Raw genomic sequence first — 24,248 nt, forward strand, 5'->3', positions numbered from 1 at the left:
TTGGAGTACAAGGCCGCCTGGTACGGGCGCACCCTGGTGACGGTGGACCGCTGGTTCCCGTCGTCCAAGCTGTGCTCGAACTGCGGGCAACTGACCGAATCCCTGCCGCTGAACATCCGGTCGTGGCAATGCCCGTGCGGTGTGACCCATGACCGGGACATCAACGCAGCGAGGAACCTCCTGGCCGCCGGGCTGGCGGACAGGTAAAACGCCTGTGGAGCTGGTGTAAGACCTCAACGGACTCCTCCGGGCGGGCAGTCGGCGACGAAGCAGGAAACCCCCACGGCAACCGGGGGAATCCCGCCCTTCAAGGCCGGGAAGATGTCAACAGGTGGAACATCTGCGGCAGGCCCTGGTGCGGCTCGCCGACCAGGTAGCCGACCGCGCCGGGGCGCCCGCCCGGCCGGTGCACGCCCTCGCCGAAGTTCAGCAGCGTGTTGGTGGTGCCCCGGTAGCCCACGGGCCGGGCGCCGCCAGATCAAGGCGGGCGTTGACAGCGGCGCCGCGGCCGGGCCCACTAGGGTGGGCGGGTCAGACCGCGAGCCACCGGAGGACGCCTCGTTGCCCGACGCGCCAGACGCCGAGCCCTATCTCCCCAGCTATGACCCGATGATCGTGCCCTGGCACCTGACCTGGGCGGAGGTGGAGCCGTCCCGGCAGCCGTTCGATCCGGTCTCCGCCCCCGCCGTCGTCCGGTCGCTGCCGCCGGCCGCCGCTGTTCCCACCCGACCACCCGGCCGGTCGGGCCGACCGGAGGTGCACGAGTGGGGGCAGCGGCAGGGCACCCGGTGGGCCGACGAGATGAGCTTCGCGATCGTCGGTCACTACGGGCACTGGGCATCGGGCTGGCGGTGGGGCGTCGGCGAGGCGGACTTCGGCGGCGGCCCCGTCCACGCCTGGTGCTGCCCCGCCGACAGCATGGGTGACCCCGAGCAGACGCTCGACGTGGTCACCGAGGCGCTGGTCGAGTGGCGGGGGTGGCTGGAGGAACTGGCCGAGCGCTTCGACCGGTTCCTGCCGCTGATCGCCGCCGACCGCGCCGACCCGGCCGCCTGGGAACGGGCGGTGGCACACCTGGTCACCGTGGTGGTCGACCGGACCTGCGCCGACGGCGGCTGGGAGTGGCACTGCCGGCAGGTGCTCGGCTGGTTCCTCGGCTTGGCGGGCCTACCGTCCGAGCGGCACAAGCCGCTGCTCGACCGGTCGATCGACGGTCGCTTCGACGAGTTCCGCACCCCGTCGAACCTGCTGATCCAGGACGTCGCCGAACGATTCGGCCGCGCGGTGACCGGCCGGGAAGCAAGCCCACACTGAACGTGCCCGCCGACGACCCGCTGCGGGCGCTGCTCGCACACTCGCCACGCGACGCGGCGCCGGGCTGCCGGTACGGCATCGACGCAGCCGATACCGGTCCCGTCCCGGGCGGCTCCGTCAGCGGGCGCCGGTCAGCTCGGCCAGCCGCCGGTCGGCGAGTTCCTGGATGCGGTCCTTGTCGCTGACGATCACCGTGCCCGGGTCGGCGTCCGGCAGTTCGTCCTCCAGCCGCCGGATCGGCCGGTACGCCCACCCGGCGGCGGCGAGCGCCAGGGTGCACAGCCCGGCGACGACGGCGGTGAGCGCGATCCCCCGGCCGGGCCCGTGCCCGATCACCGCGCCGATCGACCCGGCGACGCCGTCGCCGGAGGCCATCAGCGGCTCGAAGACCCCCTCGGCGAGCGGCGCGGCGGTGAGGAACCCGGCGGGCACCATCAGCCAGGAGAGCATCAGCGTGGTGGAGAGCACCCGGCCCTGCAACTCCAGCCCCACCTTGGCCTGCACGATGGCCAGCCAGTGCGTGTTGACCAGCGCCGAGGCGAGCCCCAGCCCGAACAGGCCCACCGCCGGGAAGACCGGGTCCGGACGCAGCCCGACCATCAGCATCGCGACGCCGAGCAGCACCACGCCGGTCAGGATGCCGGTGGTCCGCCGCGCCGTGCCGCCCCACACGCCCATCAGGATGCTGCCGAACAGCAACCCGGCGCCGCTGGCGGCGAGCACCACGCCGAGCACGGATGGGTCGCCGAAGGAGAGGGTCAGCGGGGTGGCCAGCACCTCGACGACGGCGAAGAAGTAGTTGAGCAGGGCGGTCAGCACGATCATCGCGAGCAGGCCGTGCCGGCGGGCGATGAACCGCCAGCCCCCGAGGACCTCCTGCCCGAACGACTCCTCCCGCCGCTTGAACAGGGTGTCGGGGAAGCGTACGGCGAGGGTGACGCCGACCGCGACGGCGAAGCTGACCAGGTCGATCAGGACGATGCCGCGCAGGCCGATCGCGACCACGAGCGCGCCGCCGACCAGCGGGGCGAGCACGGTGCTGGTCGCGGTGCCCAGCGAGATGAGGCCGTTGGCCCGGCCGTAGTATCGCTTGGGCACGAGCTGGGTCACCGCCGCGAGGTACGCCGGTTGCTGGAACGCGGTGGCCAGCGCGCTGGCCGTGAGCGCCGCGAAGACGTGCCAGAGCTGCGCCCGGCCGGTCCAGAGCAGCACCGCCAGCACCACCGTGCCGCAGGCGGCGAAGGAGTCGGCGCAGACCATGATCAGCCGGCGGTCCCAGCGGTCGGCCAGCGCGCCGGCGATCGGTGAGAGGACCACCGCCGGCAACAGCGCCAGCACCGACGCCAGCGCGAACCAGGAGATCGAGCCGGTGCGCTGGTAGACCCACAGCGACAGGGCGAACCCCGTCAGCCCCGTGCCGACCAGCGACACGAGCTGCCCGAACGCGACCAGGAAGAACGTGGCCAGCCCGGAGCGGGCCGGCGGAACCGGCGCGGGAGCGGCCGACGCGGGAACGGCCGACGCGGGAACGGCCGACGCGGGAACGGCAGCCGGCACGGGCACAGCCGGCGCGGGGACGGCCACAGCGGCGGGGACCGCCGCGTCCGGCGCGGGGACGGCTACGTCCGGCGGGTCGGCCAGGATGATGTCCGCCAGCTCCGTTGCCTGGTGCTTCTGGAAGTAGTGCCCCGCGCCCTCGATGGTGCGCAGGCAGACCGAGTCGGAGAAGTATCCCCACTCCAGGTAGCGCTCCTCGTACAGCTCGGTGGCGCGGTCACCGGTGCCCACCACGCAGACGATCGGGGCGCCCAGCCGCCGGGGCAGCCCCTGGGCGTAGACGTCGGTGTAGTAGTCCTCGCCGACCCGGGTGTCGGCCAGGAAGACCCCCATCAGGAAGTCCTTCTCCCGTTCGTCGAGCACGTCGGTGAAGAAGCCCATGGCCCGCAGGAAGTCCAGCGCGTGCCGCTTCGAGGTCCAGCGCTCCATCGGGAAGGCGCGACGGAACCAGCGGGCGAACCGGCCCGGCAGCCGGGGTGCCGGGAAGTGTCCGCCGACGACCACCCGGCGCACGTCGACTCCGGCCGCCTCCAGCCGCCGGCCCAGCTCGACGGCGGTGGCGCCGCCCATGCAGTGGCCGTAGACCAGCACCGGCCCGGAGATGCCGGCGGTCACCTCGGCCACGCACCGATCGACCAGCTCGGTCATGCCCAGGGCCGGCTCGTCGGGGCGGTTGAGGTCGTGCCCGGGGCGTTGCAGGGCGTGGAGCGCGACGTGCGCGGGCATCGCGGCGGCCAGGGACTGGTAGGTCACCGCGCCGGCCCCGGCGAACGGTACGCAGAGCACCGTCACCGCCGGCGCGGTCGCCCGGGGCGGGGTCAGCTCGTGCAGCAGCCGGTCGGGCTCGCCCGCCGCGGCGGCGGCGTGCCCGGTCAGGCCGCGGATCGTCGGGTGGCGGAACAGGTCCAGCACGCTGATCGGCGGCTCGATGCCGCTGAGCGCCCGGATCGCCGTGAACGAGTCCCCGCCGAGGTCGAAGAAGTCGTCGTCGATGCCGACCCGGTCGTAGCCGAGCACCTGCGCCCAGCGCTCGGCGAGGGCGGCCTGCAGCGGGGTGGCCGGCGCCGCGCCGACGTCGCCGCGCGGCCCGCCGCGCTCGGGCGCCGGCAGGGCCCGGCGGTCGACCTTGCCGTTGTCGGTCAACGGCAGGGCGTCGAGCGGCACGTACGTCGTCGGGACCATGTAGTCGGGCAGCCAGTCGCGCAGGAACGTCCGCCACCGGCCGGCCCCGTCGTCCGGCGGCTCGGGGCGCGGCGCGAGGTACGCGACCAGGGCCGGCTCGCCGTCGATGTCGCGCACCACGACGGCCGCCTCCCGCACCGCCGGGTGCCGTTGCAGCGCCGCCTCGATCTCGCCCAGCTCGATGCGGTGGCCGCGCACCTTCACCTGGGAGTCGTTGCGGCCGAGGCACTCGACGGTGCCGTCGGGACGCCACCGGGCGAGGTCGCCGGTGCGGTAGAGCCGGGCGCCCGGCCGGTCGGCGTACGGGTCGGGGCGGAACCGGTCGGCGGTCAGGCCCGGCTGGTCGAGGTAGTCGCGGGCCACCCCGGCGCCACCGAGCCAGAGTTCGCCGACCACCCCGACGGGCACCGGCCGCAGCGCCTCGTCGAGCACGTACGCCCGCAGGTTGGCGATCGGCCGGCCGATGGTGACCTCGGGCGCGTCCGGCGCGATCCGGGCCGTGGTGGCCCAGATGGTGGCCTCCGTCGGCCCGTACATGTTCCACAGCTCGCCGACCCGGGCGGCCAGGTCGCGGGCCAGCGGCGGGGGCAGCGCCTCGCCGCCGCAGAGCGCCTTCAGCCCCGGCATCCCGGTCCAGCCGGAGGCGATCAGCAGCCGCCAGGTGGCCGGGCTGGCCTGCACGACGGTGGCCCCCTCGGCGCGCAGCAGCGCGGCCAGCCCGGCGGCGTCGTAGCCGACGTCCCGGCCGGCGACCACCACCCGGGCGCCGACCACCAGCGGCAGGAACAGCTCCAGCACGGAGATGTCGAAGGCGAAGGTGGTCAGGGCGACCAGGGTGTCGTCGGCGGTCAGGCCCGGCGCGTGCCGCATCGCGGTGAGCAGGTTGACCACCGAGGCGTGGCTGACCCGCACGCCCTTGGGTCGGCCGGTGGAGCCGGAGGTGTAGAGCACGTACGCCAGGTGCCCGGGCGTGGTGACCGGATCGGGGTCGGCGGCGCACTCGACGGCCAGGGACGGGTCGTCGACGCGCAGCACCGGGCCGGCGAAGTCCGCGAACCGGTCGGCCAGCGCCGGCTCGGTGACCAGCACCGCCGCGCGGCTGTGGTCCAGCACCCAGCGCTGCCGGTCCAGCGGGTACGACGGGTCCAGCGGGACGTACGCACCACCGGACTTGAGCACGCCGAGCAGCGCCACCAGCAGGTCGGCGGAGCGTTCCATCGACACGGCGACCGTCACGTCCGGCCCGACGCCGACCCGGCGCAGCCGCCGGGCCAGCCGGTTGGCGCGCACGTTCAGTTCGGCGTAGCTGAGGGTGCGGCCCGCGAAGGTGACCGCGGGGCGGTCCGGGGTGCGGGCCACCTGCTCCTCGACCAGCCGGGCCAGCCCGACCGCCGGGACCAGCGCGTCCGTGGCGTTCCACTCCCCCAGCTGCCGGCGGCGCTCGGCGGGGGTCAGGATCTCCACGTCGGCGAGCCGGCCGTCGGGGTCCGCCACGAACGCGGTCAGCAGCGTCTCCAGGTGGGCCAGCATCCGCTCGGCGGTGCCCGGGTCGAACAGCGCGGTGTTGTACTCCAGGCAGCAGAGCAGCCCGTCCGGCCGGTCGTACGCGTACAGGGCGAGGTCGACCTGGGCGGTGCCCGGTTCGACGGTGAGCTGCTCCACCCGCAGGCCCGTCATCGTCAGGTCCTGCTCGGGCAGGTTGAGCAGGTTCACCATCACCTGGAACAGGGCGTTGCGGCTGAGGTCCCGGGGCACGTCGAGGGCGTCGACGACCCGCTCGAAGGGCGTCTCCTGGTGGTCGTACGCGGCCAGGGCGGTGCGGCGGGTCTCGTCGAGCAGCCGGGCGACGCTCCAGTCGCCGTCCAGCGTGGTGCGCAGCACGATGCTGTTGAGGAAGAAGCCGACCATCGGCTCCAGCTCGGCGCGGACCCGGCCGGCCACCGGGGAGCCGACGCAGATGTCGCGCTGCCCGGTGTAGCGGAACAGCAGCGCCTGCACGGCGGCGAGCACCGTCATGTAGAGGGTGGCGCCGTGCCGCTGGCCGAGGTCGCGGACCCGCTCGGTCAGCGCCGGCGGCAGGGTCAGGCGTGCCACCGCCCCGTCGAAGGTCTGCACCGGCGGCCGGGGCCGGTCGGTGGGCAGTTCCAGGGCGCCCGTCGCGCCGGTCAGCCGCTCGGTCCAGTACGCCAGGTCGGCGGAGTCGGCGGCAGCCCGCTCCCGCTGCCAGCGGGCGTAGTCGGCGTACTGGACCGGCAGGTCGGGCAGGGGCGAGGGCAGGTCGGCGGCGAAGGCGTCGTAGAGGGCGCCCAGGTCGGCCCGGATCACCCCGAGCGACCAGCCGTCGGAGACGATGTGGTGCATCGCGAGGCAGAGCACGTGCCGCCCCGGCCCGGAGCGGAACAGGACGGGCCGGAACAGCGGCCCCCGTTCCAGGTCGTACGGCCGGCGGGCCTCGGCGACCAGCGCCACGCGCTCCCGCTCGGCGAGGGCCGCGTCGTCGGCGCCCTCGGCGGCCAGGTCGACCACCGGCAGGTCGACCGGCGCGGCGGGCAGCACCACCTGCACCGGGTCGCCGCCGTCGGGGGCCGGGCGGACCACGGTGCGCAGCACCTCGTGCCGGCGCACCAGCTCGGTCAGCGCGGCGGCGAGCACGTCGACCCGCAGGTCGCCGTGCAGCCGCAGGGCGGTGAGCACCGCGTACGCGACCTGGTCGTGCACCTGCTCCAGGAACCACAGCCGGCGCTGCCCGGAGGAGACCGGGACGGGCCCGGGGTCGGTGGCGCGCGGGATCGGCGGCACCGCCGGCTCCGGGGCGGCCGGCAGGGCGGCGGCGACCCCGGCGACGGTGGGCCGGGCGAACACCGCCTCGATCGGCAGCGCCACCCCGAGCCGGGCGCGCACCCGGGCGACGACCTGGGTGGCGAGCAGCGAGTGGCCGCCGAGGGCGAAGAAGTCGTCGTGCGCGCCGACCGGCGCGACGCCGAGCAGCTCGGACCAGATCTCCGCCACCGCCCGCTCCGCCTCGGTGCGGGGGGCGAGGTAGGCGGTGGTCAGCGCCGGCCGGTTGCCCCGCTCCGGCGAGTCCACGCCGGACGGGACGCTGCCGCCGTCCGCAGGGGACGCAGCCGCCGTGCCGGACGACGGCACGGGCTCCACCCCGTGCACGGCGGGTTCCGCGCCGGGCGGCGGGGCAGGGCGCGGGGCGGGGACGGTGCGGTCGACCCAGTGCCGCTGCCGCTCGAACGGGTAGGTGGGCAGTTCCACCCGGCGGTGCGGCCCGGGGTGGAAGGCGGACCAGTCGACGGGTACGCCGGCGAGCCAGAGCCGGCCCACGGCGTCGAGCGCCACGCGGTGGTCGTCGGCGTCGGCGCGGACGTGGCGCATGACCTGCACCACGCGGTCGGGCCGCGCGCCGCCCTGGCGCAGCAGCCCGCCGAGGGTGTGCCCGGGGCCGACCTCCGCGACGACCAGGCCCCGGTCGGCCAGCAGCGCGGCGCAGTCGGCGAAGCGGACCGTGCCGCGCAGGTGCCGCACCCAGTACTCCGGGTCGGTGACCTCCCCGGGCCCCACCGTGGCGCCGGTGACGTTCGACAGGAACGTCGTCGTCGGCTCGGCGTAACCGACCTGCCGCGCCTCGACGCGGAAGTCGTCGAGCACCGGGTCGAGCAGCGCGGAGTGGAAGGCCCGGTCGGCGTGCAGCGGGCGGGTCTCGACCCCGTCGCGGTCGAGCCGCCGACGCAGGGCGGCGACGGCGTCGGGCCGGCCGGACACCACGCACAGGCCGGGCGCGTTGACCGCGGCGAGCGCCAGGTCGTCGCCGAGCAGCGCGCCCACCTCGGGCTCCGGCAGGGCGACGGCGAGCATCGCGCCCGGCCCGGTGCCCTGCGCGAGGCGGCTGCGGGCACACACCAGCCGCAGCGCGTCGGCGAGGGAGAACACCCCGGCGAGGCAGGCGGCGACGTACTCGCCGAGGCTGTGCCCGGCCACCGTGTCGGGGCGTAGGCCCCGCTCGACCAGCAGCCGGGCCAGCGCGTACTCGGTGACGAAGAGCGCCGGCTGGCTGATCCGGGGCTCGGCGAGCAGGCGCTCCGCCTCGGCCCGGTCGGCGGGCGCGGGGTCGAGCACCGCCCGCAGGTCCACCCCGAGCGGCTCGCGCAGCAGCTCGGCGCAGTGGTCCACGACCGCCCGGTAGCCGGGCTCGGCCCGGTACAGGCCGGCGCCCATGCCGACGTGCTGCGCGCCGTGGCCCGGGAAGACGAAGGCCAGGCCGGCGTCGCCGTCGGTCGCGGCGGTGAGCAGCCGCGCCGGGTCGCCGAGCGCGTCGAGGGCGTCGGCCCGGTCGGCGCAGACGACGGCCCGCCGGTGCGCCATCTGCCGCCGCCGGCCCAGGCCCGCGGCCACGTCCGCCAGCCGCAGCGTGGGGTACGCGTCGAGGTGCGCGCGCAGCGCGTCGGTGGCCCGGTCCAGCGCGGCGGGCGTACGCGTGGAGAGCACCAGCAGGTGCGGGCCGGCCGGCGGCGCGACGGCCTGGGGCGCGGCGGCGGCGTGCGGGGCTTCCTCCAGCACGACGTGGGCGTTCGTGCCGCCCATCCCGAAGGAACTCACCCCGGCCCGGCGCGGCCCGGAGTCGCCCGGCCACGGTCGGGCCCGGGTCGGCAGGTGGAACGGGCTGGCGGCGAAGTCGATGGCGGGGTTGGGCCGGCGCAGGTTGACCAGCGGCGGCAGGGTGCGGTGCCGCAGGGCCAGCACGGTCTTGATCAGGCCGGCCACCCCGGCCGCGGCGTCGGTGTGCCCGATGGCGGCCTTGACCGAGCCGAGCGCGCAGAACCCGGTGTCGGCGGTGCCGCGGCGGAACGCCTCGGTGAGCGCGGCGACCTCGATCGGGTCGCCGAGGCTGGTGCCGGTGCCGTGCGCCTCGACGTAGCCGACCGTGCGGGGGTCCACCCCGGCCACGGCGAGGGCCCGGCTGACCACCTCGGCCTGGCCGGCGACGCCGGGGGCCGAGTAGCCGGCCCGGCGGGCGCCGTCGTTGTTCACCGCCGAGCCGCGGATCACCGCGTGCACCAGGTCGCCGTCGGCGAGGGCGTCGGCGAGCCGGCGCAGCACCACGATGCCGATGCCGCTGGAGGCGATGGTGCCGCGGGCGTCGGCGTCGAACGGGCGGCAGTGCCCGTCCGGGGAGAAGATCCCGCCGTCGTGGTGCAGGTAGCCCTGCCGCTGGGCGGGGAAGACGCTCACCCCGCCGGCCAGCGCCAGGTCGCACTCGCCGGCGAGCAGGCTCTGCCGGGCCAGGTGCACCGCGACCAGGGAGGTGGAGCAGGCGGTGCCGACGCTGACGCTCGGCCCGGTCAGGTTCAGCTTGTACGACGCCCGGGTCGCCAGGAAGTCCTTGTCGTTGCTCAGCGCGAGCTGGTACTCCCCGAGCGCCCGGATCTCCTCGGGCGCGTCGCGCAGGTGCTCCGACAGGTAGTCGGCCCGGCCGGAGCCGGCGAAGAGCCCGATCTGCCCCGCGTACGCCTCGGGGTCGTGGCCGGCGCGTTCGAGGGCCTCCCAGGCGCACTCCAGCAGCAGCCGGTGCTGCGGGTCGAGCACCTGCGCCTCGCGCGGCGTGAAGCCGAAGAACTCGGCGTCGAAGCGGTCCACGTCGGGTAGTTCGGTGCCCCGCCGCACGTACGCCGGGTCGCCGAGCAGCTCCGGGTCGGCCCCGTCGGCGAGCAGTTCCTCGGTGCGGAACTCGCGGACGGCCTCCACGCCGTCGCGGACCAGCCGCCAGAACTCCTCCGGGGTGCGGGCGCCCGGGAAGCGGCAGGCCATGCCGACGACCGCGATCGCGTCCCCGGGCACCCCCGTACGCGTGGCGGCCGGGGCCGCGCGGGGCGCCGGGACGGCCGGCGACGCGGCGACGCCGGCGAGGAACCGGGCCAGCGCGGCGACGGTGGTGTGCCGGAACAGGTCGGTGACGGTGAGCACCGGGCCGAGCCGCTCGACGAGCAGCCGGTGCACGGCCAGCAGCCGCAGCGAGTGCCCGCCCAGGTCGAAGAAGTTGTCCCGGGCGCCGACCCGGTCGACGCCGAGCACCTCCCGCCACACCTCGGCGACGAGCCGCTCGGCCGCCGCGACGTCGCCGACCGGCGGCGGCGCGGCCCCGGCCGGCCGGTCCGCCGCCGGCTCCACCAGCGGGCCGGCCGGTCCCGCGCGCCCCGCCCCGTCCGCCGGGTCGACGCCCCCTGCCTCGACCGCCGGGCCCGCCGGCTCCGGCCTGCCGCCCGGGGGCGGCGGGAGGGCGGCCGGGTCGAGCTTGCCGTTGCCGGTCAGCGGCAGCGCGTCGACGCCGACGAACGCGGCCGGCACCAGGTGTGCGGGCAGCTCCGCCCGCAGCCCGGCGCGCAGCGCGGCCGGGTCCGGGTCGCCGGTGAGGTAGGCGACCAGCCGGGGGTCGTCGGGGTCGTCGCGGCGCAGCACGACGGCGACGTCGCTGTCCGGCCGGAGCCGGCGCAGCGCCGCCTCCACCTCGCCGGGCTCGATGCGGTGGCCGCGCAGCTTGACCTGCCCGTCGGCGCGGCCCAGGAACTCCAGGACGCCGTCGGCGCGCCACCGGGCCAGGTCGCCGGTGCGGTAGAGCCGCCGCCCGCCCTCGGCGGCGAACGGGTCGGGCAGGAACCGGTCGGCGGTCAGCCCGGGCCGGTTCAGGTAGCCGCGGGCCACACCCGCGCCGCCGACGTACAACTCACCGGTGACGCCGACGGGGACCGGGTCGAGCCGGTCGTCCAGCACGTACAGGGTGGTGTTGGCGATCGGCCGGCCGATCGGCACGGAGCCGGTCCGCGCGGTGTCGGGGCCGACCTCGTGCACCGCGCAGCCGACGACGGTCTCGGTCGGGCCGTACTCGTTGACGAGCCGGGTGCCGGGGGCGTGGTCCCGCCACAGCGCCACCTGGTCGGCGCGCAGGTTCTCCCCGCCGATGACGAACGCCCGGGTCCGGCCCGCCGCCCCGGTCTCCCCGACCTGCCGGTTGACGATCTCCAACTGGGCGGGGGTGATCTTGACCAGCCCGTACGGCGTGCCCCGTGCGCGCAGCACCTCGCCGAGCCCCTCCGGCCCGAGGTCGTCGGGGAGCAGCCGGACGGTCGCGCCGGCGGCCAGCGGCACCAGCAGGCTGGTCACCGTCAGGTCGAAGCCGATCGACGAGTGCACCGGCACCTCGTCGCCCGGGCCCAGCCGGTACGCGGCGCCCGCCCAGCGCAGGTAGTTCACCACGCCCCGGTGGGTCACCATCACGCCCTTGGGGCGGCCGGTCGAGCCGGAGGTGTGGATGACGTAGGCGAGGTCGTCCGGGCCGGTCCGCGCGGACGCCGGGGTCGTCCCGGTCGGCGGCGCGTCGAGGCCGACCTCGACCGGCCGGGCCTCCCCCGCGGGAAGCCGGTGCCGCAGCCGGGCGGAGGTGAGCACCACCGGCGCGCCGCTGTCGGCCAGGAGGTACGCCAGCCGGGCCGGCGGGTGCGTCGGGTCCAGCGGCACGTACGCGGCCCCGGCCTTCAGCACCGCGAGGAGCGCCACCGGCAGCGCGGCGGACCGCTCCAGCAGGACGCCGACGAGGTCGCCCGCGCCGATCCCCTCGGCGCGCAGCGTCGCGGCCAGCGCGTCGGCGCGGGCGTCGAGTTCCCCGTAGCTCAGGGCGCGCGTGTCGTCGGCGACCGCTGGGGCGTCGGGCAGCTCCCGGGCCCACCGGCCGACCAGCGCGTGGACGCGGTCGTCCGGCGGCGCGGCGGTGGCGGTGTCGTTCCAGTCCACCAGCATCCGTCGACGTTCCTCGGCGGCGAGCAGCCGGGCGTCGCGGATCCGCGTGTCGGGGTCGGCGAGCAGGTCGGCCAGCAGGGTCCGGAAGTGTCCGGCGAGCCGCGCCACCGTCTGCGCGTCGAACAGGTCGGTGCGGTACTCGACCACGGCGTCGAGCCCGTCCGCGCCGGGGCGTACGGCCACGGTCAGGTCGAACTTCGCGGTGTGGGTCGGCACCTCTACGCAGGTCGCGTCGATCCCGGGCAGCCGCAGCGGCGCGGGCGCGTCGGCGTGCACGAACATCACCTGGAACAGTGGGCTGTGCCCGGCGTGCCGGGCCGGGCGCACCGCCTCGACCACGCTCCCGAAGGGCAGCTCCTGCCGCTCCTGGGCGGCCAGCACCTCGGCCCGGACCCGGGCGACACAGGTGGCGAAGGTCGGGTCGTCGGTCAGGTCGGTCCGGATCACCACGGTGTTGACGAACAGGCCGACCAGCGGCTCGGTCTCCGGGCGGCCGCGGTTGGCCACCGGGGTGCCGACAAGCACGTCGTACCGGCCGGTCCACCGGGCCAGCAGCACCTGGAACGCGGCGAGCAGCAGCAGGTACGGGGTGACGTTGAGCCGCAGGCACAGCGCCCGCAGCGCGTCGGGCGGGACGCCCAGCGGGAACGCGGCGGTGGCGCCGGCATGCGACGGCGCGGCGGGCCGGGGGCCGGGGGTGGGCAGCTCCAGCACCGGCGGCGCCGCGAGCCGCTCCCGCCACCAGCGCCGCTGCGCCTGCGCCTCCGGCCCGGCCAGCCACCGCTGCTGCCACCGCGCGTAGTCGCCGTACGTGACGGGCAGCGCCGGCAGCTCGGCGGACCGGCCGGCGAGCCGGGCGGCGTACGTCTCGGACAGCTCGTCGGCGACGATCCGCAGCGACCACTCGTCCACCGCCACGTGGTGCGCGGTCAGCACCAGCACGTGGTCGGTGTCGGCGAGGCGCAGCAGGCGGGCCCGCAGCACCGGGCCGCCGCCCAGGTCGATCGAGGTGGCCGCCTCGGCGGCGAGGCGGGCGGCCAGCTCGTCCTCCCGCGCGGACGCGGCCAGCCCGGTCAGGTCCAGCACGGCCAGCAGGCCGGTCGGCGACTCGGCGACCACCGGCACCACCTGGTCGCCGTCGACGCTCAGCGTGGTGCGCAGCGGCTCGTGCCGGGCGACCACCGCGTCCAGCGCCGCGCTCAGGGCGGGCAGGTCCAGCGGGCCACTCAGCCGCCACGCCACCGGCGCCAGGTACGCCGGGTCGCCCGGGTCGGCCTGCGCCAGATACCACATCTGCCGCTGCCCGGCGGAGGCGACGCGGTCGGCAGCCCCGCCGCCGGGAATGATCGCGTCCGCGCCGGGGACGGCCGCGCCCCCGTCGGCGGCGGCACGCCGGGCGCGCAGGGCGGCGAGCAGCGCGGCCTGGCGCGGGGAGAGCACGTCAGTCATCGAGACGCCCGAGCATCGTCTCGGCCTCGGCGTCCGAGCAGGCCAGCACGCTGAGGTAGAGCGCGGCGGCCTCGTCCACGGCGGGACCGTGCTCGGCGCGCAGCGCGGCGGTGAACTCGCCCAGCGTGGGGTGCTCGAAGACGGCGGCCAGCGGCACCCGCACGTCGAGGGCGGCGCGCAGCCGGGCCGCCATCCGGGCGGCCACCAGGGAGTCGCCGCCGAGCACGAAGAAGTTGTCCTGCGCCATCACGTGGTCGACCGACAGCGCACCGCGCCAGGCGTCCGCCACCACCTCCGCGACCGGATCGCCCCCGTCGCGCGGCCCGCCTGTCGTCATCGCGTCCCCCCGTCGTCCACGCCGGCGGCGGTGGCGCCGGCTTCCATCCCCAAATCGAAGATCCGCACCCGCAGCAGGTCGATGGCCTCCTCGTCGTCGGCGGCCTCGTGCACCGGGAACGGCACCCGGACCGGGCCGGTGCCGGCGGCGTCCAGCAGGAACCAGAGCCAGGCCAGGTACCGTCCCGCGATCTCGTCGGCCGCCGTCCCCGCCTCGGCCGGGTCGAACCCGTGGTCCGTGACGAAGGCGCGGGCGAGCCGGGTCAGCTCGTCGCGCAGCCGGTCCACGGTGGCCGCCGGGTCGGCGAGCAGCGGCGTCGGGTCGGCCGGCGCGGGCTCGCCGGTGAGCTTGCGGTGCAGCACCGCGTACTCGTGGCGGACCGTCTCCTCGTCGGGCACGGTCGCGGCGACCAGGACCAGGTGGACCGGTGGACCGTCGGCGTCGGCGAGGGCGCGGACCAGGTGGTGGGCGAAGACCGCCGCGCTGCAGTAGCCGACGACCGTCACCGGGCCGGCGTCGGCTGGGCGCAGCCGGAGGAACTCCGCCGCGCAGGCGTCCGCCAGGGCACGGTGGCCGGGCAGCCCCGGGTCCAGCTCCAGGCTGGTCACCGGGTCGAGCCGCCAGATCTCGTGCTGGACGTCCGGCTCGGTGTAGAGCGGGCCGGGCAGGTCGCCGCCCGAGCCCGCCGCTCCGGCGGCCTCGGCTGCCGCGAGCGCCGCGGCGAGGCCGGGGCCGGCGGAGTCGCCGGCGAACTCAACCGTCAGCAGGCACCCGGACCGTCCCTCGCTGACCTGCCGCAACGCGATCGTCCGTGCCATCGGGGTCTCCTTGTGCGTACGCGTCGAGCTGGTCGGTGACGGCGGCGGCGAGCGCCGCCGCGGCGTCCGGGGTGAGCGCCCGCCCGTCGGCCTCGACGAGGACGGACAGCGACCCGCCCGGGTGCTGACGCAGGGTCAGGCAGATGGGGAAGCGGTTGGCGGCGCGGCGTAGTTCCCGCCGCCGCCAGGTGACCGCGCCGGTGAGCAGCTCGGGCTCCTCCACCGAGTCGAGGTAGCAGGTCGGGTACGCGCCCGGCGGCGCGCCGGTGCCCCGCAGCACCTCGCCGGCCACCTCCCGGAACGGGGCCTGCTCGGCCACCGCCCGACGCAGCTCCGCCCGGATCCGGCGCAGGGTGTCGGGCCAGGACGCCCGCAGGTCCGTGCAGGGCAGCAGCACGGTGTTGACCGCGTACCCGGCGACGTCGAACTCGTCGGCGGCCCGGCGGGTGGTGGTGGCGCAGCCGACGACCACCGCGTCCCGGTCGAGCAGCGCGCCGAGTGCCCGCGCGTACGCGGCGGCGGCCAGCTCGGTCGCGGTGCCGTCGCCCGCCCGGGTCAGCGCCCGGGCCGTGGCGCGCACCGGACGGGCGACCACGGTCCGGCCGGTGCCGCCGGGCACCGGGGCGGGCTCGGCTATCCCGCGCACCCGGGCAGCGGTGGCGCGGACGGCCTCCCGGACGGCGGCGTCGGCGACCCGGGCCGACCGACGCAGGTTCAGGTCGCCCAGCGTGGTGGCGGGCAGCGGGGGCGACCAGGCCGGGTCGTCGTGGCAGCGGGCCAGGTCGGCCAGGAACAGCCGCAGCGACCATGCGTCGACCGCCAGGTGGTGCCAGACCAGCAGCAGGTCGGTGCGGTCGTCGGACCCGAGCACGGCGCAGCGCAGCAGCGGCTCGGCCGCCGTGTCGAAGGGGCGGCGGGCGCGCTCCCGCACCGCCGCGTCGAGCGCCGGGCCGTCGGCGAGGTCGACCAGTTCCACGGCCGGCGGGTGCCGGTCGAGCACCAGCTCGGGCAGGCCGTCGACGAGCCGCAGCCCGGCGCCGAACGCGGGGTGGGCGGCGACCGCCCGGCGCAGCGCGGAGGCCAGCCGGGGCCGGTCCACCGGGGAGGTCGTGCTGAACCAGACCGGCTCCACGTAGAGGTCGGTGCCCGGGTTCAGCTCGTCGTGCAGCCACAGCCCGAGCTGCTCGGGGGTCAGCGGCGCGCGCCGCGCGCCCACCGGGGGCGCACCCGCGGTCGCCGTCGTCAGGGGCGCGCCCACGACCGCCGGACCGTCGGACGCGGCCCGCCCGGCGGCGTCGGGCGGGCGCTCGGTCGACGCCGCCCGGAGCCGGGCGGCGAGGGCCGCCGCGTCGGGGGCACGCAGAACGTCGGTGGGGGTCACCCGCACGCCGGTGCGCTCGGTCAGCCGGGCGGCCACCCGGGCCGCGGCGAGCGAGGTGCCGCCGAGCGGCAGGAAGGCGTCGCCGGCCCGGATCTCCCCGGCCGGCAGCACCCGCCGCCAGGCGTCGAGCACCACGCCGACCGGGTCGGGCACGCCGGCCGGACCGGCCACGCCGGCCGGGTCGGGCACGTCGACCGGGCTGGCCACGCCGGCCGGGGACCCGGCGGCGGGCAGGGGCAGCGCGGCGAGCCGGTCGTGGTCGTACTTGCCGTGCGGGGTGAGCGGCAGCCGGGGCAGCAGGGCCACCACCGCCGGCACGGCGTACCCGGGGAGCCGGTCGCGGGCGTGGTCCCGTACCGCCCGCTCGGTCAGCCCGGCCCCCGGCTCCGCCGCCACGTACGCCACCAACACGTCCCCGAGCCCGTCCCACCGCCGGGCCGCCACCACCACGTCGCGGACACCGGGCAGCCCGCGCAGCACCGACTCCACTTCGGCCGGCTCGATCCGGAAGCCGCGGAGCTTGACCTGCCGGTCGACGCGGCCGAGGAAGAGCAGGTTGCCGTCGGGCAGGGTGCGCGCCAGGTCGCCGGTCCGGTAACTGCGCGCGCCGTCGGCCGCCACGCCGAACGCCGGTTCCCCGCCCGGGTCCCGCAGGTAGCCGCGGGCCACCGCCGCACCGGTGACGACCACCTCGCCGGTCCCCGTCGGGCGGCACGACCCGTCGGGTTGGCGCAGCAGCAGCCGGGTGCCCCGCACGGCGGTGCCGATCGGCGTCCGTTCGCCGGCCACCGCACCGTCGCGGGGCACCACGTACAGGGTGCAGCAGACGGTCGCCTCGGCCGGGCCGTACCCGTTGACGACGGTCAGGGCCGGCCGACTGCGGGCGATGTCCTGCAACAGCGGGCGCGGGATCGGCTCGACGCCGACCAGCAGCCGCCGCAGCCCGGTCAGCGCCCCCGGCTCGGCGCGCAGCAGCGCCCGCAACTCGGGCAGGAACGCCGGCGGCACGTACGCGCTGCCCGCCCCCGCCGCGTCCAGGAACCCGGCGAGCGCGGCGCCGTCGTGCCGGGCCCCGTCCGGCACGACCCGCACCGTCCCGCCCCGCACCAGCGGGGCGAAGCACTCCCAGACCGCGACGTCGAAGGAGGGGCGGGTCCACCACGTCCCGGTGTGCCCGTCCGGCGCCGGCGCGCGGTCGTCGAGGTCGGCGAGGAGGTTGAGCAGGTTGCCGTGCTCCACCTGCACGGCCTTCGGCGCGCCCGTCGAGCCGGAGGTGTGCACCACGTACGCCACGTCGGACGGCTCGCCGGTGTCGGCGAGGGGCGCGGCCGGCCCGGCCCCGACGGCGGCCGGCGCGAGGACGGGCCGCCCGGGCGGGGCGGACCCGGCCACCACGAGCGCCGGTTCGGCGACGTCGAGCAGCGCGGCGACGCGGGCCGGCGGTTGGCGCGGGTCCAGCGGCACGTACGCCGCCCGCACCGCGAACGCGCCGACGGCGGCGGCGACGGCGTGCGCGCCGGGCTCCAGCAGCACCCCGACCCGGTCGCCGGGACCGACACCGCGCGCGGCGTAGCCGGCGGCGTAGCGGCCGGCCAGGTCGCACAGGCCGGCCCACGTGACGACGGCGTCCTCGGCGTGCACGGCGAGCGCGTCCGGCCGCCGGTCGGCGGCGGCGAGCAGGCGGCTGAGCAGGGTGGCGGTCACCGGGCCGCCCCGACCCCGTCCGGCGCGACCGGCGCGGCGGCGCGCAGCGCCTCGACGGCGGCGAGATAGTCGGCGAAGCGCCGGTGCTCGTAGAGCAGCGTGGCGCGCACGTCGACCCGCAGGCCCTGCCGGACCAGGGCGGTCAGCCGCACCGCGAGCAGCGAGTCGCCGCCGACGGTGAAGAAGTCGTCGTCGGGGCGGGGCGGGGCGCCCAGCACGGCCCGCCACGCCTCGGCGACCGCCGTCCCGGCCTCGGTCGGCCGGTCCCCCGGCGCGTCCCGGCCGTCCCCGCGCTCGCCGGCCAGCCGCCGGGCGGTGCCGGCGCGCAGCGCGGCCCGGTCGAGCTTGCCGTTGGTGGTCAGCGGCAGGGCGTCGCACCGCTCCACGAGGTGCGGCACCATCGCGGCGGGCAGCCGGGAACGCAGCCAGTCCCGCACGCCGTCGGCGTCGACCGCGCCGACCACCCAGGCCACCAGGAGCGTCTGCCCGTCCCGGTCGAGCGTGCCGGCCGCGGCCTGGCCGACCCCGGGCATCGCGAGCAGGGCGAACTCCACCTCCCGCAGCTCGATCCGGTGGCCGCGGATCTTGACCTGGCCGTCGCCGCGGCCGACGAAGTGCAGCTCGCCGTCGCGGTCGCGCCGGCAGACGTCCCCGGTACGGTAGCGCCGCTCCCCGTCGGCGACGCCGAAGGCGGCGGCGGTCTCGGCGGGCGCGGACCGGTAGCCACGGGCCAGCACCGGCCCGGCGACGAGCAGCTCACCCTGCTCGTCGCCGTCCCCGGGGCCGGTCGGGGCCAGGGTCAGCCGGGCACCGGCGACCGGCCGTCCGATCGGCGGCGGACCGGTCCGGTCGGTGTGCCGGCGCAGGTCCGACGTGGCGGTGACCAGGATGGTCGCCTCGGTGGGGCCGTAGAGGTTGTGCACGGCGGCGCCGAAGTCGGCCGGTGGCCAGGTGCGCAGCCGGTCGCCGCCCGTGGCCAGGCTGCGCAGCCGGCCGGTGTCGGCACCGGCGCGCAGCAGGTGCTCGGCGAGCGGGGTGGTGAGGAAGCAGTGGTCGGCCTCGCGCACCGTCGCCGCCACCCGCTCCGGGTCGCGGGCCACCGACTCGTCGGCGAGCAGCACCGTGGCGCCGCGCATCAGTGGCGCCCAGAGGTCGAGCAGGGCGGCGTCGAAGGCCAGCCCGGCGAAGGCGGCGGTCCGCACGCCGGGGCCGAGGTGGAAGGCTGTCGCGTACCAGTCGAGGACCGTCCACAGGCTGCGGTGGGCGACCTCGACCTGCTTGGGCCGGCCGGTGGAGCCGGAGGTGGAGATGAGGTACGCCAGGTCGTCGGCGTCGGGCAGCCGCAGGTGTTCCGCCCGGCCCGCGCGGACCGGGGTGACCCCGGCGGGCAGCCGGTCGCCGTGCTCCTCGGCGGTGACGGCGACCCGGCAGCCGGCGTCGGTGAGGATCCGGGCGACGCGGGCCGCCGGCAGCGCCGGGTCCAGCGGGAGGAACGCGGCGCCGCAGAACCAGGCCGCGAGCTGCCCGACGACGGCGTCGGCGGTACGCGGCCGCAGCACCGCGACGACCCGCCCCTCGGCGTCGCCCGCGTCCAGCGTCGGGGCCAGCGCCCCGGCCAGCGTCGTGGCGGCGGTGACGAGGTCGCGGTAGCGCAGCGTGCCGTGGCTGTCGACGACCGCCGGCCGATCGGGGTGCGTCCGGGCGGCGCGCAGCACCTGGGCGGGGACGGTGGCGGGGCGGTGCTGACCGGCACGTGCGGTGGCGGTCACGGCTCCCCGCAGGGTCGGGGTCACGACAGCGCCTCCAGGTCGCGCGGCGGCAGGGGTGCGTAACAGCACGTCAACGCTTGTTACGCAAGTCATCCTGGCACCACGGCACGTGTCACGACCATCATCGACGGTGACGGGCCGGAACGGCGTTCGCCTCCATTTTCATGCACGTAGGTCTATTGACGCGCGGATGCCGGCTTCGCTAAACGAAGCCGGCGGGAAACCCACGGTGACCCGGCGGCCGCACCCGACGCGGGGCCGGGGCGGGCGGGCTCACCCCACCTCGCTCAGCAGCCCGTCGACGAGGTCGCGCGGCAGCCCGTGGGTGTCGTGCAGGTCGCGGTAGTCCTCGTCGGTCAGCGGACCCCGGGACCGACGGCGCCGGACCACCGGGCGTCCGCGCCGCAGCAGCTCCCGGAACCGCCGCTCCTCGCCGGAGAGCACCTCGCGCACCTCGTCGACGGTGACGCTCTGCCGGAACCCGTCGAGGGTGTGCCGCACCGGCCCGGTGGGCAGGTCGGACAGGCTGCGGGACGGCTCGTCGCGCCACAGGGTGGTGAGTACGCGGCGCAGCAGCCGGCGCAGCACGTACCCGCGACCCGTGTTCGACGGCCGGACGCCGTCGCCGACCACCACCACGCTCGACCGCAGGTGGTCGCCGACCAGGCGCAGCGGCTCGTCCCGCAGGTCCCACACGTCGCGGACGCCGCGGACCCACGGCACGAGCCCCTCGGTCTCGAAGACGGAGCGGTGTCCCCGCAGCACCATCTCCAGGCGTTCGAGGCCCATCCCGGTGTCCACGTTGGGCTGCCGCAGCGGCGTCAGGCTCCCGTCCGGGTGCCGGCGGTAGCGCATCCGCACGTGGTTCCAGACCTCCATCCACCGGTCGTCGGTGCCGGGGGTGCCCCGGGGCGGCCCGTCCCCCGTCCAGACGAAGATCTCCGTGTCGGGCCCGCACGGCCCGGTTGGACCACCAGTTCTCCTGCTTCCTACTCGTTGCTCTTAGCTGAGCGGTTCGGATGTTTCGCTCTCCGCCCTGTGGTGGCGGGGCTGGAGTCCTGGACCGGCAGTCTGGTCCGGTGGCGATCGGTCCGGTCCTGCAGGATCTGCTTCACCTTGTGGTGTGGGGTGTGCAGGGCGATGTCGGGGTCGCCGGCTCGGTGCAGGATGTTGATCGCGGCGTTCACGTCGGCCTGCCACACCACCCCGCACCGGGTGCAGTGAAACCGGTCCCCGCTACGGCGGCCGAAGGCGCCGCATTGGTGACAGGTTTGTGAGGTGTAGGCGGCGTTGACGGGAACGAGCGTAGAACCTCTACGCTCCGACACGCTTTTCAGGGCCTCGGCGGTGACTCCTTTGGTCCACGCGGCGAGGCGCCGGTTGATGTTCTTAGGATGCTTCTTGCGGCTGGTGAAGCGTGTGGTGAGGTCTTCGGCGATCACGGTGGCGGCCTTGTCCACGACCTTGTGCACGGCGGTGAAGATCTCCGTGCGTACCCGCGCCCGATGCCGGGCGGCCTGCCGGTCCCGCTTCACGGTGCCGAGATTGTTGACCGTGATCCGGTGCGCTTTCGCGTGGTCTCCACGCTGGGCGGCGGTGTTCGCGATGGAGCGTAGCTTCGCCCGTCGCCGGTTACGTTCCTTCAACCGGTCCGACTCACTGGACAGCAGCACGCCAAGCTGTTCACCGTGGGGCTGGCCGTCGGAGTCGGTCAGGGTTTCGGTGTAGCCCTTGTCCACACCGAGCCTGCGGTCGCCGCACGGCCGCTGCGACGAGCGCATCTGCGCCGCGTCGATCTGGTAGTGCACCTCGACCCGGCCGCTGCGCAGGATCAGCCGCAAGGTACCCGTCGGCGTGACCGTCGTGGACAGCGGGATCCTGACCATCCTGCGGGGCTCCAGGCCCGGGACCGCCAGCCACAACCGGCCCCGCCCATCGACGGCGGTGTTGTACTTGTCGGCGCGCACCACGATCTGATCGTGGGTGCGGTTGCGGCCCCGCTTCCAATGCTTGCGCATCTGCCGGGCCAGGAACGGGTCACTGGCCCACTGGTCGGCCCGCAGCGCGATGAACATCTGCTTACGCTCGCCCGGATCGTTGGTGCGTCGGCTGATCGCTCGCCGGACGTCGGCCTTGGCCGCCTCCATGTTCGCTGCGATGTCGGCGATGGCGTCGCGGACCGTTTCCTTCCACGCATTCGCCAACACACCAAACTGCACGTGCGTGCCGTCGGCCAACCAGCGGTCCCGCACCTGCCGGTCTCTCCACCCGGACCCGACACCTTTGGTCGAGCCGTAACGCTGCCACACCTCACTACGCACCCGACCCAACCGGCGGGCCTGCTCCACCAGTGCGACGTACTTGCCCGGATTCAGTCGGGCCGAGTAGGCGATCCGGGTGACCTTCACCGGTCACCCTCCATGGTCAAGTCCGTCCGTTTCAACTCCTTCTCGTAGCGGCGCAGACCGTGCAGCCGGCACGAGAAGGTGTGCACGACGGCCAGGAAATCCTCGACCAGCTCCCGCCGCGGGGACAGGGACTCCTGGTTGGCGACGACGATCTCGCAGCCGCCCCGCGCCGCCAGATGCTCCACCAAGTCGAACCCGAACCGGGCCAACCTGTCCTTGTGCGCCACCACCAACGTGGCGACCTCACCCCGGTCGACGGCGTCCAGCAACGCCAGGAACTTCTCGCGGCGAAGGTCCATCCCGCCGCCGACCTCGCTGATCCACTCGTCCACGGCCAGACCACGAGCGAGGCAGAACTGTTGCATCGCCGCCACCTGCGACGCCAAGTCAGACTTCTGACCCGACGACGAAACCCGGCAATACACCACAACCCTCCGCCGGTCGACGGCGAAGCCCGGCTGCAAAACCCTGCGCACATCCGAATCGTCGAAATACCGCTGCCCCGACGGCAGACGACGAGCCGTGATCCGACCCTCCACCTCCCACCGGCGCACCGTGCTCACCGAGCGACCCACCCGCTCGGCAAACTCGCCGATCCGATAGACACTCCCCACGACAGTCAATTATGGACAGCTCTAGAAAGGACAGCAACCACTAGTAGCTCCTCCCCGGTCAGCTCCACGGGCAGGCCCAGCTCACCCCAGGTGCGCAACGAGGACTCGGCCGGGCCGACCTGGTCGTCGCCGCCGAAGACCGTCACGCGCAGCCGGTCGTGGTCGACGCCGAAGCCGTCGTGCAGCAGCTCGTAGCCCCAGCGCAGGCTCTGCGGGAGGCCGTAGTCGCCGAGCGACCAGGAACCCAGCATCCGGAACACGGTCAGGTGGGTGGTGTCGCCGACCTCGTCCAGGTCGGTGGTGCGCAGGCAGCGCTGCACGTTGACCAGGCGCCGGCCCAGGGGGTGGGGTCGGCCCTCCAGGTAGGGGGTCAGGGGGTGCATGCCGGAGGTGGTGAACAGCACCGGGTCGCCCGGCGGCGGGATCAGCGAGCCGTCGGGCACGAGTTCGTGGCCGCGCTGGCGGAAGAAGTCGACGAAGGTGCGGCTGATGGGGTCGTACGTCATGGCGGACGGCCTTTCCGGGTGGGGCGGCCGGATAGGGTCCACCGCCGGGAACCGGCGGGCCGGGACGACGGAGAAGTCCGCCGGCGGACCGTTTCCGGTCGCCGGCGGGAGGTGGTGAGGTCAGGCGGCGGCGACCGACGAGCGCGAAGCTCGCGCGGCCGCGGCGGCGAAGGAACGCCTGATCTCCATGCCCCCGACTGTACGCGGACGGCGACGCCGCCGCCCAGCGCGTTTCGCGCCCGGGCGGCGGCGTCGGGGATGGTCAGGCGCCCACGGAGGCGAGGGCCGGGGCGGGACGGTCGTCGACCGGGTCCGGGGTCTTCCGGTTGGGCAGGGACAGCCGGAAGACCTTCTTCCACGCGGAGAACACCTGCCGGGGCAGCGAGCCGGTGGTGTACTTCAGCCCGTACCGGTCGAACAGGGCCCGCACCTCGGGGGCGATCTCCTGGTAGCGGTTGCTGGGCAGGTCAGGGAAGAGGTGGTGCTCGATCTGGTACGACAGGTTTCCGGTCATGATGTGCAGCAGCCGGCTGCCGCTGATGTTGGCCGAGCCGAGCATCTGCCGCAGGTACCACTCGCCGCGGGTCTCGCCCTCGATCGAGCGCCGGGAGAAGGTCTCCACGCCCTCCGGGAAGTGCCCGCACATGATCACCGAGTGGCTCCACAGGTTGCGCAGGAGGTTGGCGGTGAACGTGGCGGCGAGCGTGTGCAGGAACGACGGGCCGGACAGCAGCGGGTGCAGGACGTAGTCCTTGAGCACCTGCCGGCGGATCTTCCGGCCCACCGCGCGGGCCCGGGCCCGGAACTCCGGCTTCTTGTGCCGGCCCTTGCGCAGGTTGCGCCCCAGCTCCAGGTCGTACGCGGCGATGCCGTACTCGAAGAAGCAGGCGTTGATGAAGTTCCACAGCGGCTGGCCCAGGTGGAACGGCTGCCACCGCTGGTCCTCGTCGACGCGCATGATGCCGTAGCCGAGGTCGTTGTCCTTGCCGATCACGTTCGTGTACCGGTGGTGCAGCTCGTTGTGCGAGTGCTTCCACTGGTCGGCCGGCGAGACGTGGTCCCACTCCCAGGTGGTGGAGTGGATCTTCGGGTCCCGCATCCAGTCCCACTGGCCGTGCAGGACGTTGTGGCCGATCTCCATGTTCTCCAGGATCTTGGCCACGGTCAGGCCGGCGGTGCCCACGATCCAGGCCGGCGGGAAGAGCGAGAACAGCAGCACCACCCGGCTGCCCAGCTCCAGCTTGCGCTGCGTCGAGATGACCCGGCGGATGTACGCGGCGTCCCGTTCGCCCCGGTCGGCGATCACCCGGTCGCGGATCGCGTCGAGTTCCTTGCCGATGGTCTCGATGTCCTCGGCGGTCAGGTGGGCGATCGGGTTGACGGGCTTGTTCTGGATCACGGTCACGTCGGGT

General features: G+C 75.6%; 13 protein-coding genes. 2 read left to right on the forward strand and 11 right to left on the reverse strand.

The features are described from left to right. The coding region (locus ACZ6O2_RS25940) for a zinc ribbon domain-containing protein (protein WP_466024644.1) at nt 1–207 on the forward strand (207 nt) is incomplete at its 5' end. Nucleotides 208–307: 100 nt separating this feature from the next. Here the strand turns inward: ACZ6O2_RS25940 and ACZ6O2_RS25945 are convergent. Beyond that, on the reverse strand, nt 308–460 hold the full coding sequence (locus ACZ6O2_RS25945) for a hypothetical protein (RefSeq protein WP_466024645.1): 153 nt from the start codon (nt 458–460) through the stop codon (nt 308–310). Between the two features lie 101 nt (nt 461–561). Between ACZ6O2_RS25945 and ACZ6O2_RS25950 the strand changes: the two genes are divergently transcribed. Further along, on the forward strand, nt 562–1,314 hold the full coding sequence (locus ACZ6O2_RS25950; RefSeq protein WP_466024646.1) for a hypothetical protein: 753 nt from the start codon (nt 562–564) through the stop codon (nt 1,312–1,314). Nucleotides 1,315–1,431: 117 nt separating this feature from the next. Here ACZ6O2_RS25950 and ACZ6O2_RS25955 read toward each other — a convergent pair whose 3' ends face one another. The 10 genes from ACZ6O2_RS25955 to ACZ6O2_RS26000 all read right to left on the reverse strand — a co-directional run bounded on the left by ACZ6O2_RS25955 (nt 1,432) and on the right by ACZ6O2_RS26000 (nt 24,241). Beyond that, the gene (locus tag ACZ6O2_RS25955) at nt 1,432–13,299 is read right to left on the reverse strand and encodes an amino acid adenylation domain-containing protein (RefSeq protein ID WP_466024647.1); all 11,868 of its coding nucleotides are present in this window, start codon (nt 13,297–13,299) and stop codon (nt 1,432–1,434) included. After that, complete coding sequence (locus ACZ6O2_RS25960; RefSeq protein ID WP_466024648.1) at nt 13,292–13,636, reverse strand: phosphopantetheine-binding protein; 345 nt, start codon at nt 13,634–13,636, stop codon at nt 13,292–13,294. Before ACZ6O2_RS25960 ends, ACZ6O2_RS25955 begins: the two co-directional genes overlap by 8 nt. After that, entirely contained in the window at nt 13,633–14,454 is an 822-nt protein-coding gene (locus ACZ6O2_RS25965; protein ID WP_466024649.1) for a hypothetical protein, read from the reverse strand. The genes ACZ6O2_RS25960 and ACZ6O2_RS25965 overlap by 4 nt, the downstream gene beginning before the upstream one ends. Next, a complete protein-coding gene (locus ACZ6O2_RS25970; RefSeq protein ID WP_466024650.1) occupies nt 14,390–17,539 on the reverse strand; it encodes an AMP-binding protein in 3,150 nt (1,049 codons plus the stop codon). Before ACZ6O2_RS25970 ends, ACZ6O2_RS25965 begins: the two co-directional genes overlap by 65 nt. Then, nucleotides 17,536–19,332, reverse strand: coding sequence for a non-ribosomal peptide synthetase (locus ACZ6O2_RS25975; RefSeq protein WP_466024651.1), 1,797 nt, complete (start codon nt 19,330–19,332; stop codon nt 17,536–17,538). The genes ACZ6O2_RS25970 and ACZ6O2_RS25975 overlap by 4 nt, the downstream gene beginning before the upstream one ends. Before the next feature lie 249 nt (nt 19,333–19,581). Further along, complete coding sequence (locus ACZ6O2_RS25980) at nt 19,582–20,247, reverse strand: alanine--tRNA ligase-related protein (RefSeq protein ID WP_466024674.1); 666 nt, start codon at nt 20,245–20,247, stop codon at nt 19,582–19,584. Between the two features lie 50 nt (nt 20,248–20,297). Beyond that, nucleotides 20,298–21,716 (reverse strand): RNA-guided endonuclease TnpB family protein, encoded by a 1,419-nt coding sequence (locus ACZ6O2_RS25985; RefSeq protein ID WP_466024652.1) that lies wholly within the window; start codon nt 21,714–21,716, stop codon nt 20,298–20,300. Further along, on the reverse strand, nt 21,713–22,330 hold the full coding sequence (locus ACZ6O2_RS25990; protein WP_466024675.1) for an IS607 family transposase: 618 nt from the start codon (nt 22,328–22,330) through the stop codon (nt 21,713–21,715). The genes ACZ6O2_RS25985 and ACZ6O2_RS25990 overlap by 4 nt, the downstream gene beginning before the upstream one ends. Before the next feature lie 5 nt (nt 22,331–22,335). Continuing rightward, a complete protein-coding gene (locus ACZ6O2_RS25995) occupies nt 22,336–22,836 on the reverse strand; it encodes an alanine--tRNA ligase-related protein (RefSeq protein ID WP_466024653.1) in 501 nt (166 codons plus the stop codon). 262 nt (nt 22,837–23,098) lie between these two features. After that, on the reverse strand, nt 23,099–24,241 hold the full coding sequence (locus ACZ6O2_RS26000; RefSeq protein ID WP_350711502.1) for a fatty acid desaturase family protein: 1,143 nt from the start codon (nt 24,239–24,241) through the stop codon (nt 23,099–23,101). Between the last annotated feature and the right edge of the window lie 7 nt (nt 24,242–24,248).

This window comes from Micromonospora sp. NPDC048040, from assembly GCF_055587185.1.